The organism is Nocardia kruczakiae NBRC 101016 (genome assembly GCF_001612965.1).
Taxonomy (GTDB): Bacteria; Actinomycetota; Actinomycetes; order Mycobacteriales; family Mycobacteriaceae; genus Nocardia; species Nocardia kruczakiae.
In genome coordinates, this window is record NZ_BDBL01000078.1 from 1 (window position 1) to 14,319 (window position 14,319).

At 67.5% G+C, this 14,319-nt stretch carries 15 protein-coding genes and 1 pseudogene; 12 read left to right on the forward strand and 4 right to left on the reverse strand.

Annotation, left to right across the window (positions count from 1 at the left end; all coding sequences use genetic code 11):
• Together NK1_RS32705 and NK1_RS32710 are read right to left on the reverse strand one after the other, a co-directional pair.
• A pseudogene (locus NK1_RS32705) lies at positions 1-147 on the reverse strand (phosphatidylserine decarboxylase family protein); the annotation flags it as partial.
• A gap of 125 nt (positions 148-272) precedes the next feature.
• Positions 273-545, reverse strand: a complete 273-nt coding sequence (locus NK1_RS32710; protein WP_063001292.1) for a GlsB/YeaQ/YmgE family stress response membrane protein — start codon at positions 543-545, stop codon at positions 273-275.
• 319 nt (positions 546-864) lie between these two features.
• On the opposite strand from NK1_RS32710, the gene NK1_RS32715 reads away from it, so the two are divergent.
• Complete coding sequence (locus NK1_RS32715) at positions 865-1,893, forward strand: beta-ketoacyl-ACP synthase III (RefSeq protein ID WP_063015040.1); 1,029 nt, start codon at positions 865-867, stop codon at positions 1,891-1,893.
• Between the two features lie 18 nt (positions 1,894-1,911).
• On the opposite strand, the gene NK1_RS32720 is transcribed toward NK1_RS32715, so the two are convergent.
• Entirely contained in the window at positions 1,912-2,601 is a 690-nt protein-coding gene (locus tag NK1_RS32720; RefSeq protein ID WP_063015042.1) for an SIMPL domain-containing protein, read from the reverse strand.
• A gap of 50 nt (positions 2,602-2,651) precedes the next feature.
• Positions 2,652-3,101: an SRPBCC family protein gene (locus NK1_RS32725; RefSeq protein ID WP_063015044.1), complete on the reverse strand. Its 450-nt coding sequence runs from the start codon at positions 3,099-3,101 to the stop codon at positions 2,652-2,654.
• Positions 3,102-3,348: 247 nt separating this feature from the next.
• On the opposite strand from NK1_RS32725, the gene NK1_RS32730 reads away from it, so the two are divergent.
• The 11 genes from NK1_RS32730 to NK1_RS32780 all read left to right on the forward strand — a co-directional run bounded on the left by NK1_RS32730 (position 3,349) and on the right by NK1_RS32780 (position 13,936).
• On the forward strand, positions 3,349-3,546 hold the full coding sequence (locus NK1_RS32730) for a hypothetical protein (RefSeq protein ID WP_063015046.1): 198 nt from the start codon (positions 3,349-3,351) through the stop codon (positions 3,544-3,546).
• 64 nt (positions 3,547-3,610) lie between these two features.
• Positions 3,611-5,284 (forward strand): NAD(P)/FAD-dependent oxidoreductase, encoded by a 1,674-nt coding sequence (locus tag NK1_RS32735; RefSeq protein WP_063001100.1) that lies wholly within the window; start codon positions 3,611-3,613, stop codon positions 5,282-5,284.
• A gap of 64 nt (positions 5,285-5,348) precedes the next feature.
• On the forward strand, positions 5,349-6,836 hold the full coding sequence (locus tag NK1_RS32740) for an ATP-binding protein (RefSeq protein WP_063015057.1): 1,488 nt from the start codon (positions 5,349-5,351) through the stop codon (positions 6,834-6,836).
• Positions 6,837-6,981: 145 nt separating this feature from the next.
• Positions 6,982-7,410: a hypothetical protein gene (locus NK1_RS32745; RefSeq protein ID WP_063015048.1), complete on the forward strand. Its 429-nt coding sequence runs from the start codon at positions 6,982-6,984 to the stop codon at positions 7,408-7,410.
• Between the two features lie 117 nt (positions 7,411-7,527).
• Positions 7,528-7,800 carry a hypothetical protein gene (locus NK1_RS32750; protein WP_157104562.1) on the forward strand — a complete coding sequence of 91 codons (273 nt, stop codon included), beginning with the start codon at positions 7,528-7,530 and terminating at the stop codon, positions 7,798-7,800.
• Between the two features lie 42 nt (positions 7,801-7,842).
• Positions 7,843-8,748, forward strand: coding sequence for an RNA polymerase sigma-70 factor (locus NK1_RS32755; protein WP_063015051.1), 906 nt, complete (start codon positions 7,843-7,845; stop codon positions 8,746-8,748).
• 83 nt (positions 8,749-8,831) lie between these two features.
• Positions 8,832-9,926, forward strand: a complete 1,095-nt coding sequence (locus tag NK1_RS32760; RefSeq protein WP_063015053.1) for an NAD(P)/FAD-dependent oxidoreductase — start codon at positions 8,832-8,834, stop codon at positions 9,924-9,926.
• A 54-nt stretch (positions 9,927-9,980) separates the two neighbouring features.
• Positions 9,981-10,802: a Clp protease N-terminal domain-containing protein gene (locus NK1_RS32765; protein WP_084461848.1), complete on the forward strand. Its 822-nt coding sequence runs from the start codon at positions 9,981-9,983 to the stop codon at positions 10,800-10,802.
• Between the two features lie 215 nt (positions 10,803-11,017).
• Positions 11,018-11,311: a hypothetical protein gene (locus NK1_RS32770; RefSeq protein ID WP_030516558.1), complete on the forward strand. Its 294-nt coding sequence runs from the start codon at positions 11,018-11,020 to the stop codon at positions 11,309-11,311.
• Positions 11,312-11,584: 273 nt separating this feature from the next.
• Positions 11,585-13,210, forward strand: coding sequence for a chaperonin GroEL (groL, locus tag NK1_RS32775; RefSeq protein ID WP_063015059.1), 1,626 nt, complete (start codon positions 11,585-11,587; stop codon positions 13,208-13,210).
• 297 nt (positions 13,211-13,507) lie between these two features.
• Positions 13,508-13,936: a DUF4189 domain-containing protein gene (locus NK1_RS32780; RefSeq protein WP_063015055.1), complete on the forward strand. Its 429-nt coding sequence runs from the start codon at positions 13,508-13,510 to the stop codon at positions 13,934-13,936.
• Positions 13,937-14,319 lie beyond the last annotated feature (383 nt).

The following is a 14,319-nucleotide window of genomic DNA, read 5'->3' on the forward strand; positions in this document are numbered from 1 at the left end:
CCCGCCGAGGACCGCCACCGCCAGCGGCGCGGCCACGAAGGGCAGGCCGGCGGGATGCAGCGGCGGAATCGCTGCTTTGACCAGGTCGGCGACATGACCGAGCCCGGTACGTTCGGGCGTACCGGGCGGGGTGGGGCGGCGGGCCACGGACTCCTCTTTCGTGCGCGGATGACAGTCGGTCCGCAGAGCATGCGGGACCGCGCTCACACCTTACGGGACACCGCATCACCGTGGCGTGGCCCCGATCGGGCGCACCCGCCGCCGCGGGCGGCTCAGTGAGCGGCTTTGCGTCCCGTGGCCAGTCGCACCAGCCACAGCAGGATCACCGCTCCCGCCAGGCAAGTGAGGAAGCTGAACAGGAATCCGCCGCTGTGCACGTCGACGCCGAACAGTCGCAGGATGAAGCCGCCGATCAGGCCGCCGACCACGCCCACGACGATATTGAGCAGAATGCCCTGCTGGGCGTCGGTGCCCATGATCTTGCTGGCGATCCAGCCCGCCAGGCCGCCGATGATGATCCAACCGATGATTCCGAGACCGAGCATCATGTCCTCCAGGGAAACTCGCCGGAAATTGCTGTATCCGCCTCGCCACGGTTCGGTATCGGAACCAGTCTGCGAGCCGGTTCTGCACGAATCGATTGTGACAATACCCACCCTGGGGATTAGCATTCCTACTAATATGAGGGGGCCTCATGTCTACGCGTTCGTAAAGCATGGACTCGTCGGTCACACCGTCGGTTCACCAACCACGAGCGCGTCGGCCCCGGGGCCCGATGAAGGAATGTTCGATACGCGGGTGGCGCCCGGACCGGAACCGTCTTCCGGTTCTCCGGCCCGCCGGCAGGTACATAGGAGATGCGCGATGGCTGCTCGACTCGCCCAAGTCACCGGGGTGGAGCACACGGCGATGCTCGGGCTCGGTGTGTACCGCCCCGCCCGGGTCGTGACCAACGACGAAGTCGCCGGACCGATCGAGTCCAGCGACGAATGGATTCGCACCCGCTCGGGCATCCGCACCCGTCGGTTCGCCTCCGAATCCGAAACCATCATCGCCATGAGCGCCGCCGCGGCGCGCGATGCCATCGCGGCCGCGGGGATCACCGCCGAGCAGGTCGACTGCGTCATCGTCGCGACCTCGACCTGGCTGTTGCTCACTCCGGCGGCCGCGCCGCAGATCGCCACCGAGCTCGGGATGAACAATCCGGCCGCATTCGATATCTCCGCCGGGTGCGCGGGCTTCTGTCATGCGCTGGGCGTGGCCTCGGATCTGGTCAAGGGCGGCACCGCGGGCCATGTGCTGGTGATCGGCGTCGAGCGGCTCACGGACACGTTCAACCCGGCCGACCGCGGCACCGCCTTCCTGTTCGCCGACGGCGCCGGCGCGGTGATCGTGGGTCCGTCCGACGAACCCGGTATCGGCCCGACCGTCTGGGGTTCCGACGGCGAACAGCATCACGCCATCCGTCAGGACAAGGACTGGATGGAGTTCTTCCGGGAGATCGACGAGAAGGGCACCGACGCGGTCCGCCCGTATCTGGCGATGGAGGGCACCGCGGTCTTCCGCTGGGCCGCCCATTCGCTGAAGAAGGTCTGCCTGGACGCGATAGAGCGCGCGGGCCTGACCCCCGGCGATATCGACGCGATGGTTCCGCATCAGGCCAACGGCCGCATCATCGAGATCATGGCGCGTGAGCTGAAGCTGTCGGCCAATTGCGCACTGGCCAACGACATCGAGGAGACCGGCAACACCTCGGCCGCCTCGGTTCCGCTGGCCATGGAGGCGATGCTGCGTTCGGGTGAGAGCAAACCCGGTGCGGCGGCGCTGCTGGTCGCCTTCGGCGCGGGCCTGTCCTACGCCGCGCAGGTGGCGAAACTGCCCAACTGGCAGTAGGCGTCCGGCCGGCGCGCGTCAGCCCATGGTCCAGGTGACCGTCACGGTGAAGGTCACCGTCTGCTGACCGGGCTCCAAAGGTACGTCGGGACTGGCGAATTGGGCCTTGGCCTGCGGCGGAGTCGATTCCCCGCTGCTGGTCTCGTTGATGGTCTTCACGTCCTTCAACTTCAGGCCCGACAGCACCGCGTACTGGTCGGCGCGGGCCTTGGCGTCGGCGAAGGCGCCGGCTCGCGCGTCGGCGAGCAGTTTCGAATTGTCGTCGAGCGCGAACGAGACGCTGCGGATACGGGTGTCGTTACCGCCGGCCTGCACCGCCGCCGACAGCACGGCCGAGGCCTTGGGCAGATCGCGGACCACGACGTGCACGGTGTTGGTCGCGGTGTAACCGGTGACGTTGTGGTCGGGACCGTACTGCGGCTGCACCGACACATCGGTCGTGCGGATGTCCTCGCGTTTCGCGCCCGCGTTCACCATCGCGTCGGTGATCGCCCTCGCCTTGCCGTTCGCGTTCGCGATGGCGGTGGACACATCGGGTGCGGTGACTTCGACACCCACGTCCGCGTTCAGGGTGTCCGGCGCTCCGCGCACCTGACCGGTGCCGACCACCGTCACCTCGCGCGAGGTCCCCGAATCCGAACTGCCACAACCACTCAGCAGCACGGTGGTCCCCGCGAGCACCGCCATTACGCTCGCAACCCGTCGCATACCGGGCAAACTACGCGGCCGAGCCCGGCCCCGCTCGCGGGCGCGCCGAATCAGCGCTCGGCCGCGACCTTGATCTTGCCGAGGGTTTCGTTCATCCCCGCGATCAGATCGGCCTCGAACTGCTGCTCGCCGCCGAGCAATGCGTCGATCATCACCCGGACCGGTTTGCGCACCCCGTTCGGAACGTCGCGACGCTCGGTCACGCGGGTGCCCCCAGCGGTGGGTTCGAGGGTGTAGCTCCACACCGTGGCGTTCTCGTTCATCCGGAACGCGAAGGCCTGATTGGGCTCGTACCGCACGATGCGCGAGGTGGTCGGGTAGTACTTGCGGCCGACCTTGTTGAGGTTCACCGTCCACGTGCCGGCGCGGGGCGTGCCCAGCGGAATCATCTTCAGCGTGGTGGGGCTGAATTCCGGCATCCGTCCCAGATCGGAGACGACCGCCCACACCTTGTCCGGCGTGGCGGAGATGTCGATGGTGGCTTCCAGGGTGTTCGGCAACGCTGCCTCCGAGATCGTGACGGGCGTGGTTATGACGGTCGGTAACGGTAATCCTAGACGTGGCAACCGGACGCGCGACCCTGTGAGGGAGGCCACTTTTCCGTTGAAGATCAACTAGGTCACATTCTGATGTGATCCGTTCCGCCGGCCGTAATGAGCGACGCACAATGGCGGATAGACAACTACGGCAGGCAACGAAGCAACAGACCGGAGCGCCCGCTTCTACGTCCCTGTGAGGTGATCGGCCGTGAATATTCGAACCATCCTCCATCGCCGGCAGGCGGAATCGGTTCCGTTACTTCCCGATTCGGAATCCGGGCCGCTGGCCGCGGCCTTTCGCAACCCCGGCCGGCGATCGCGCCGCAACCTGGCCGAGCGGGAGGAAAGGCTCGAACGTTTGCTGACGCCGAGCGAACTCGACCTCGTCGAACACCGCCTGGTGTGATCGATGTGGTGCCCGTAGCGAACATTCTGGGCAATGCGCCCGCCGGGCGCTCATACTTTTCGATGTGACTTCACCAGCTGCCGTCAAACCGGTAATTCTCAGTGTCGACGACGACCCCGGCGTCTCCCGGGCCGTGGTGCGCGACCTGCGGCGGCGGTACGGAGCCGACTATCGCATCATGCGCGCGGAATCCGGTGCCTCGGCACTGGATGTCCTGCGCGAACTGAAATTGCGCGGCCAGCCGGTCGCGGTACTGATCGCCGATTATCGAATGCCGGGAATGGACGGCATCCAATTCCTGGAGCACGCGATCGACCTGCACCCCTATGCGCGCCGGGTGCTGCTCACCGCGTATGCCGACACCAATGCCGCTATCGACGCCATCAATGTGGTCGACCTCGACCATTATCTGCTCAAACCGTGGGATCCGCCGGAGGAGAAGTTGTATCCGGTGGTCGACGCGCTGCTGGAATCGTGGCGCGGCGACGACCGCCGCCCGGTGCACGAGACGAAGGTGATCGGGCACCGCTGGTCGGCTCGCAGTTCCGAGGTGCGCGAATTCCTGGCCCGCAATCAGCTGCCGTATCGCTGGTATCTGGCCGACGATCCGGAGGGTCAACGCCTGCTCGAGGCCGCCGGGGCAGACGCCGAGCAGTGCCCGGTGGTGATCGATCCGAGCGGCAACGTGCTGCTGTCCCCGTCGGACAGCGAACTCGCCGGCTGCGTGGGCCTGAGCACCGATCCGAGCGGTGAGTTCTACGACCTGATCGTGGTCGGTGGCGGCCCCGCCGGGCTCGGTGCGGCCGTGTACGGCGCCTCCGAGGGCTTGCGCACGGTGCTGGTGGAGCGGACCGCGACCGGCGGGCAGGCCGGGCAGAGTTCCCGCATCGAGAACTATCTGGGCTTCCCCGACGGGCTTTCGGGCGCCCAGCTGGCCGATCGCGCGCGGCGGCAGGCGGTGAAATTCGGCGCCGAACTGATCACCGCCCGGGAAGTGGTCGGTCTCGAGGCGTGTGGTTCCGCGCGGCGGGTGCTCTTCTCCGACGGCTCCTGCGTCAGCGCCCACTCCGTGCTGATCGCCACCGGCGTCAACTACCGCCACCACCCCGCCCCCGGAGTGGACGATTTCACCGGCCGCGGCGTCTACTACGGCTCGGCGATGACCGAGGCGGCCGACTGCGCCGAGCGCGAGGTCTACATCGTCGGCGGGGCGAATTCGGCCGGGCAGGCGGCGGTATTCCTGTCCCGGCACGCCTGCACGGTGCACATCCTGGTGCGGGGCAGTTCGCTGGAGCAGTCGATGTCGCACTACTTGATTCAGCAGATCGAGGCCGTCCCGAATATCAAGGTGCACACCAACACCGAGGTGGTGGCCGCCGACGGCAGCGATCACCTGGAGCGAATCGTGTTGCGCAACAACGCGACCGGCGCCGAGGACAAGGTCGACGCCGAACGGCTGTTCCTGTTCATCGGCGCGGCGCCCGAAACGGAGTGGCTGGACGGACTGGTCGTCCGCGACGAATTCGGCTACGTCCTGGCCGGACCGGACTTGATGGTCGACGGGTCCCGGCCGGCGGGCTGGGAACTGCCCCGTCCGCCCCATCATCTCGAAACCAGCATCCCGGGCGTCTTCGTCGCCGGCGATGTGCGTTCCGAATCGGCGAAGCGGGTCGCATCCGCGGTCGGTGAGGGCGCGATGGCGGTCATGCTGGTCCACCGATACCTCGCGAAACAATAGGAGGCGCACCGTGAGCGACAGCGATCAGAACGGCGCCGTGAGCGACAGCGATCAGAACGGCGCCGTGAGCGACAGCGGCCGTACCGTCACCGGCTCCCGGACCCTGTGTGATCCGGCGGAATTGCGCACCCTGTTCCTGTTCGAGAAGCTCGACGACGAGCAACTGGCCTGGCTCTGCCGGGAGGGCCGGGTCGAATACTTCGAGCCGGGGCCGGTCTATCGCGAGGGCGAGCCCGCGACCTGCTTCTACGTCCTGATGGACGGTGAGGTGGTGCTGTCGAAACTGTCCGCGGGCGAGGATCTCGAACTCGTTCGCACCGATCACCGCGGCTCGTATGCCGGCGCGTGGACGGCGTATATGGGGGAACGGGCCGACCAGAACTACACCGGCTCGCTGACGGTGACCAAGCCGTCGAAATTCTTCGTCCTGGACGCGGGGACCTTCGCCCGGATGATGCAGGAATGGTTCCCGATGGCCCTGCATCTGCTGGAGGGCGTGTTCTTCGGCAACCGCAATACCAACGAGATCATCGGCCGGCGGGAGCGACTGCTGGCCTTGGGTTCGCTGTCGGCCGGACTCACCCACGAGTTGAACAATCCCGCGGCGGCCGCGGTGCGGGCCACCTCCTCGCTGCGGGATCGGGTCGCCGGTATGCGGCACAAGCTGAAGATGATGGCGCACGGCAAGTTCGACTCCGCCGCGCTCGAGGCGCTGGTGCAGCTCCAGGAGGAGGCGGCCACCCAGGTGGCCAAGGCGCCGACCCTGACCGCGATGGAGGCCGCCGACCGCGAGGACGAACTCGGCGACTGGCTCGCCGATCACAACATCGCCAACGGATGGGATCTGGCCCCGAATTTCGTCCAGGCCGGCTTCGACATCGATTGGCTGGAGAAGGTCGCGGGCACTCTCGAACACTGCGACGACGGAGTGTTCGAAGGTGCGATCCGGTGGTTGAACTACACCGTCGAAACCGAACTGCTGATGAACGAGATCACCGATTCGACCGGGCGTATCTCCTCGCTCGTGCATGCGGCCAAGCAGTATTCGCAGATGGATCGGGCGCCGTTCCAGGTGGTCGACATCCGTGAACTGCTCGACAGCACGCTGGTGATGCTGGCCCGCAAGATCGGCGACGACATCTCCGTGGTCAAGGAGTACGACCGGACGCTGCCCGAAGTTCCTTGCTACGCAGCGGAACTGAACCAGGTGTGGACCAACCTCATCGACAACGCGGTGGCCGCGATGGACGGATCCGGCACGCTCACGGTGCGGACCTATCGCGAAAACGACTGTGCCGCAGTGGAGATCGGCGATACCGGCCCGGGTGTTCCGGAAGCGTTGCGGGATCGGATCTTCGAGCCCTTCTTCACCACGAAACCCGTCGGTGAGGGCACCGGGCTGGGCCTCGACATCTCGTTCCGCATCGTGGTGAACAAACACGGCGGCGATATCCGGGTCGAGTCCACGCCGGGCGATACCCGATTCATCGTCCGGTTGCCGCTGGAGGCGGCCTCCGGACGTGGCTCGGGCAACGCTGCCGCCGAATCGTAAGGGCCGCAATTCGATCCGAACTCCACGGTAAGGCCGGGGTTTTCAATCGCCGATGTGGCCGGTACGCTGCGAGCCGCGCCGGAGGCATCCGGCGCGCGCCGGAGGAGATTCGGCGTTGCCGGACCACTCGGGGGTTACGCACGAGATGAAACGACTGACCGTGACGGCCGTCGCCCTGGGCGCGTTGACCGTCGCCCTCACCGGCTGCGGCGACGACCATTCGTCCACCGATGCCAACGGCCTGCGCAGAAACGGTTCGGCCGTCGCGACCTCGGCCCCCGCCCCCGCGTCGTCGACGACACCCGCACCGGCGCCGCCGACCGAGGCGCCCGGTACCACCGCGCATTCGGAGAATTCCGGCCTGGGCCCGGCCTCGTCGACCACCTGCGACGAGTTCCGCAAACTCGATATCGAGGGTGAGAAGTCCCTGATGGACCGCATTCTCGCGGAGAACCCGGGCTCGAAGTTCGACGGCAGTCCGAATGTGGCGCTGGGGACCGCGAAGCTGGTGTGCCTGTCCAAGAGTGAGGCCGACAAGCCGGTCGCGGTCGCCATCGGAATGGTCACGGAATAACACCCGCGCCCAGCGTGTGCTGGGCTTTTAGGTGATCCATACGAGATCGGCAAGTGCTGTGCCGCAGCGTGTTCGCATGCGCCGCGGCAGATGCGGCGCTCGAGCCGGGGAGATCTCGTGAAGAAATTCGTCGTCGCCGCGTTGTCGTCGGCCGCCCTCGCCCTTGCCCTCGCCGTCGCGGCCTGTGCCCACGACGAGGGGAAGACCTGCTGTGCCGCGCCCACGAGTTCGGCCACCGCGACTCCGGCGCCCTCCGACGACGGCTCGGGCCTGCGCCGCAATACCTCGCCGAGTCCGGCGGCGCCGCCGACCAGCGAGTCTGCGCGTCCGCACATCACCCTGCCGCACATCACCTGGCCGAAACGCGACCCGGGTGCCGGCGGCGAGTAATCTCGCCCCCGACTACCGGGCCTGCACTGGAGGGCGCAGCGGATGGACGATACGGGGCTGGCCGAATTCCAACGCCATCGTTCCCGCCTGTTCGCACTCGCCTATCGCATGCTCGGCTCGGCGAGTGAGGCCGAGGACGCCGTCCAGGAGACCTATCTGCGCTGGGAGGCCACCGAGCGTGCCGGGATCCGGTCCGCCGAGGCATGGCTGACCACGGTCGTGGTGAATCTGTGCCGGAGCTGGCTGGAGTCCGCGCGCACACGCCGCGAAACCTATGTCGGCCCGTGGCTGCCGGAGCCGGTGCCCACCGGCGGGGGCGAGCTCGGTCCGATGGAATCCGCGGAGCAGCGGGAACTGGTCTCGCTGGCGGTGTTGACGCTGCTGGAACGGTTGTCGCCCGCCGAACGGGCCGTTTTCGTCCTGCGTGAGGCGTTCGGTTACTCCCATCGCGAGATCGCCGACATGCTCGAACTGTCCGAGGCGAATTCGCAGCAGCTGTATCGCCGCGCCCGCCTGCACGTCCGTAGCGAACACGCCCGGTTCGACGCCGAACCCGCGCGGGCCCGGGAACTGTTCCAGCGTTTCCTCGTCGCCGCCCGGGCGGGCGATATCGCCGCCCTGGAACAGATGTTCACCGCCGATATCGTGTCGGTCGCCGACGGTGGCGGCAAGATGAGCGCGGCTCGCCGGCCCGTCGTCGGGGCGGGGCGGGTGGCGCGCTATCTGGCCGGCCTGTTCCATCGCGAGGTCGAGGATCTCGAACTGAGCATCGAGGAGGTCAACGGCGCACCCGCCGCCGTGGCCCGCGTCCACGGCGAGTTGCTGTTGATCGGCGCCGCCGACGTGACCGACGAGCGGATCTCGGCGATCCGGATCCTGGTCAATCCCGACAAACTCGCGTACTTCGGTCGCTTTCCGGCACCGGCGGAGGCAGAACGCCTGGGGTAGTGACACGGAACACGGGCGATCGTTGTCAGGGATCGGCGGGCTGTCCGGTCTGAAGGGTGTCGGCCTCGAGAAGGAGTCACCCCATGAGCGCACATCACACCGCATCCCATCGAATCCTCGTGCTGGGTGCCGGCTATGCCGGCCTGGCCGCGGCGGGCAGACTCTGCAAGTCCCGCGGCGCGCAGATCACGGTCGTCGACAGCCGTGCGGAAATGGTCGAGCGGGTGCGACTGCATCAGCTCGCCGCCGGGCAGACGATCGCGCGCCGGGATCTGCGAACCATGCTGGAACGCAAGGGTGCCCACTTCGTCCGCGGCTGGGTCGCGGCGATAGATACTGCGGCACAGGAGGTTTCGCTGTCCGACGGTTCGGTGCTGGGTTACGACACGCTGGTGTACACGCTCGGCAGTGCCGCGGATGTCGACAGCGTTGCCGGCGTGCGGAATCACGCCCATCCGGTGGCGACCCTGGAGGACATCGCCGCGCTGCCGCCGCTGCGCGGCCGCGTCGCGGTGGTCGGCGCCGGGGCGACCGGTGTCGAGACCGCGGCCGAACTCGCCGAATCGCATCCGGAATTGTCGGTGGCGCTGGTGAGTTCGGAAAGGCCCGGCTTCTGGCTCTCCGAGCGCGCGCAGCGGCATATCGCCGCCACCCTGGAGCGGCTCGGCGTCGAGGTGCACGCGGGCGCCAAGGTGGTCGAGGTCGCGGCGGACGGCCTGCGGCTCGCCGATGGTGGACGCATCGAGGCCGAAACCGTCTTGTGGACAACGGGTTTCACCACCAGTGATCTCGCCGCCCGCGCCGGCTTGGCCGTCGATGCGCGCGGCCGGGTCGTGGTGGACGCCACGCTGCGCACCTCCGATCCGCACATCTACGCCGCCGGCGACTGCGCCGCGATCGCCGGACCAGGCGGCCGCGAACTGCGGATGGCCTGTGCGACGGCGCTGCCGACCGGGACCCATGCCGCGCGGTCGGCACTGGCCCGGATGCGCGGGGCGGAGCCGGACGATCTGCGTTTCCGCTACGTCCTGCAATGCATCAGCCTCGGGCGTCGCGACGCGGTGGTGCAGTTCGTCCGCGCCGACGACGCCCCCACCCCGCGCGCCCTGACCGGCCGCCCGGCGGCGATGGTGAAGGAGATGATCGTGCGCGGCGCGGCGATGCAGGCACACCCATGACCAACCGTCAACTTATGGTTGACCGAGAGATGTGAGTCAACCTAAAGTTGACGCATGACAGAACGTATCCGCCTCGACGATCTGATCGAGGGCATCAAACTCGCCCGGCCCGACGACGTCCTGGAACAACTCTCCGACGCCGTGGTCGTCGCCGGGCACATGAGCGAAGTGGCCGATCACCTGATCGGCCACTTCGTCGACCAGGCCCGCCGTTCGGGCGCCTCCTGGACCGATATCGGCCAGAGCATGGGCGTCTCCAAACAGGCCGCGCAGAAGCGTTTCGTGCCGAAGTCGGGTGATCCCGCGATGGATCCGAATGCCGGGTTCGCACGCTTCACGCCCCGTGCGCGCAATGTCGTGATGGCGTCCATGGAGGAGGCCCGGCGCGCGGGCAATCCGGAGATCCAGCCCGAACACCTGGTGCTCGGACTGCTCAGCGAGCCGGGCGCCCTGGCGGCGCATGCCATCGTCGCCAAGGGGGTCTCGCTGGACGCGGTGCGCCGGGTCGCGACGGCGGCGCTGCCGACGGCGGTGGACGAGGTCCCCGCCCTCATCCCGTACACCGCGACCGCCCGCAAGACGCTGGAGTTGACCTTCCGGGAAGCGCTCCGGCTCGGTCACAACTACATCGGCACCGAACATCTGCTGCTCGCGCTGCTCGAGCAGGAGGACGGACGCGGTGTGCTGTCGGGGCTGGGCTTGACCAAGGCCGATATCGAACGCGATCTCGTCGCCCAGCTCGCGCAGTTCATGCCGCCGAATCCGGTGGACGCGCCGCAGCCGCCGGCCGCACCCACGCCACCTACCCCGCCGGCGCCGCCCACTCCGCCGAGCCCGCCCGCTCCGCCGCAGCCGCCGGCCGCGCCGATTGCCTGATCGGTGCTCGCCGGCATCCGGATCCGGCACGCCGGCGCGGTTGCCGGAAACGGGTCCGACACGATTCGTCGCGTCGGACCGGTTCGCCGGTTTCGCCGATCCGCCCAGGCCGCGCCCCGGATCCGAGGCTTTCGCGGCGAAGATGACCACTCGCCGATACAGCTGTGTAGTTGTGGGGCTGATGAGGTGATCGGTGGTCCGGATACGATATTGCTATGGCGGATGGATCGGATTCCGACCTGATCGCGGGGGAACTACGCGCAGACCTGCTGCGCGCGCTGTCCTATGTCGAAACCGAGGACGGCCCGGACGGCAGCTACATCGTCAACGGCGATCTGCCGCCCGAGGTGGCGCCCCCGTTCATCCGGGCGATCATGAGAATCGAGGCGGAACTGCTGCTTCACGACGCCGAGCAGGTGACCGTGGAACGCGGCGAGCCGCGCAGTCCGGAGGAGCGGCGCACCGACGCCTTCGTCGCCCTGGCGCTGAGAGTCACCGACGATACGTGAGCGCGCCGACCCGGATACCGCGACGTCCAGCCGATATCGCCGATGGCGAACGATGCGGCCATCGGATCCGTAACCTTGCACTCGGTACCGACGAGTGCTAGAAAGGTCCTGGCACTCTCGACCAGTGAGTGCTAGGTCGGGCAGGTGAGACCGGGTTCCCAGACACCCTCGGTCGTCCGTCGCGGGCACCGTACCTGGCCAGCGTAATGGGGCGATCCAACCTGCGGTCGCTCTGTGTGTCAGCCCCATATACATGTGGAGGATCTCAACGCAATGGCCAAGACAATTGCGTACGACGAAGAGGCCCGTCGCGGTCTCGAGCGGGGACTGAACAGCCTCGCCGACGCGGTCAAGGTGACGCTGGGCCCCAAGGGTCGCAACGTTGTCCTGGAGAAGAAGTGGGGCGCCCCCACGATCACCAACGATGGTGTGTCCATCGCCAAGGAGATCGAGCTGGAGGACCCCTACGAGAAGATCGGCGCCGAGCTGGTCAAAGAGGTCGCCAAGAAGACCGACGATGTCGCCGGTGACGGCACCACCACCGCGACCGTGCTCGCCCAGGCGCTGGTGCGCGAGGGTCTGCGCAACGTCGCGGCCGGTGCGAACCCGCTGGGCCTGAAGCGCGGCATCGAGAAGGCCGTCGAGGCCGTCACCGCCAAGCTGCTCGACACCGCCAAGGAGGTCGAGACCAAGGAGCAGATCGCTGCCACCGCGGCCATCTCCGCCGGCGACGCCTCCATCGGTGAGCTGATCGCCGAGGCCATGGACAAGGTCGGCAAGGAAGGCGTCATCACCGTCGAGGAGAGCAACACCTTCGGCCTCCAGCTGGAGCTGACCGAGGGTATGCGCTTCGACAAGGGCTACATCTCGGGCTACTTCGTCACCGACGCCGAGCGTCAGGAAGCGGTCCTCGAGGACCCGTACATCCTGCTCGTCGGTTCGAAGGTCTCGACCGTCAAGGACCTGCTGCCGCTGCTGGAGAAGGTCATCCAGGCCGGTAAGCCGCTGCTGATCATCGCCGAGGACGTCGAGGGCGAGGCCCTGTCGACCCTGGTCGTGAACAAGATCCGCGGCACCTTCAAGTCCGTCGCCGTCAAGGCCCCGGGCTTCGGCGACCGCCGCAAGGCGCAGCTGGCCGACATCGCCATCCTGACCGGTGGTGAGGTCATCAGCGAAGAGGTCGGCCTGAACCTGGAGACCGCCACCGTCGACCTGCTGGGCACCGCCCGCAAGGTCGTGGTGACCAAGGACGAGACCACCATCGTCGACGGCGCCGGTGATGCCGACGCCATCGCGGGTCGCGTCGCCCAGATCCGCACCGAGATCGAGAACTCGGACTCGGATTACGACCGTGAGAAGCTGCAGGAGCGCCTGGCCAAGCTGGCCGGCGGTGTTGCGGTGATCAAGGCCGGCGCCGCCACCGAGGTGGAGCTCAAGGAGCGCAAGCACCGCATCGAGGACGCGGTGCGCAACGCCAAGGCCGCCGTCGAAGAGGGCATCGTCCCCGGTGGTGGTGTGGCGCTGCTGCAGGCCGGCCCGGCGCTGGACGACCTGAAGCTGACCGGTGACGAGGCCACCGGTGCGAACATCGTGAAGGTGGCGCTGGCCGCGCCGCTGAAGCAGATCGCCTTCAACGCCGGCCTCGAGCCCGGCGTGGTCGCCGAGAAGGTCGCCAACCTGCCGACCGGCCAGGGCCTCAACGCCGACTCCGGCGAGTACGAGGACCTGCTGGCCGCCGGTGTCGCCGACCCGGTCAAGGTCACCCGCTCGGCGCTGCAGAACGCCGCGTCGATCGCCGCGCTGTTCCTCACCACCGAGGCCGTCGTGGCCGACAAGCCGGAGAAGAACGCCGCTCCCGCCGGCGATCCGACCGGTGGCATGGGCGGCATGGACTTCTGAGTCCTGCCTCCCGGCAACACCTTTCGAACCGGTAGCCGGTCCGCCTTCGGGCGGGCCGGCTACCGGCGTTCTGCGGCATCTGCGCACGCATTCGGTGCGGGACGGTCGCGTTATGGCGGATCGAGCTCGGCGACGACCGATCCGGCCGAACATAGCGGTTTTCGGTCGTATTTCCCCTATTTCGCCGTCCCGCAAGCGCTTTCGGGTCTCAGGGCTGGACATCCCCGGTTGTGGAACGCATTCTTTTCGGTTGGCTTCATCCGGAAGCCTTCGATAGGGGAAACAGGAATGTTCTCAATGGGCAAGATTGCCCTGGGGTTCGTCGCGGCTTCGTCCGCGGTCTTCGTCGTCGCCGGCAGCGGTTCGGCCGCCGCGGAGCGCGGGCCGGACGGCCACTACTACGGTGCGATGGCCATCTCCGACGCGGACGACAACGGCTGGACCATCGGCATCGCCCTCAATGCACCCGATCAGGCGACGGCCGACGCGGGCGCCCTGGAGCAGTGCTCCTCGCACGGTGAGCAGGGGTGCGCGACCATCGTGCGCTTCGTCGACGGGTGTGGTGCCATCGCCCGGCGCGACGACATCCACACCGGTGGTACCGGGGCTACCCTCCAAGACGCCGAGCGCAATGCGATCGCCGCCCTCGGCCCCGGACATCCGCCGACCCTGAGTTCGGACGGCTCCGGACCCGCGGTCATCTCGGTCTCCCGCTGCAACGGCTGACCCGCAGCCGAATTCGTCGCGTATCCCGACGCGTATCCCGAATTGCGATCGGAAGCCGGTCCCGCACCCACGGCGGGCCGGCTTCCGGCATTTCGGAACCGATGTTGTGAAAGCCGTTGCGATCGCATCCGATGTGCGTCGTTAGACCGGATGACCAGGCGATTTGACTTCGAATGCGGTTGGCACGTAACTTATTCCAGGTCAGAGCGACACGGACACCGACCCGGAGCCGAAAGGCCCGGGACAACGAGGTCGGACGAGGAGCGCCTGACAATCACACTGGTTCGGTAGGAGGAACCCCGATTTGGTCGGGAGCTTCTGGCTGAGCTAAGCTGTAAAAGTTGCCCAACCGATCGAACGGGAAGTTTCCCGCTAGATTGCTG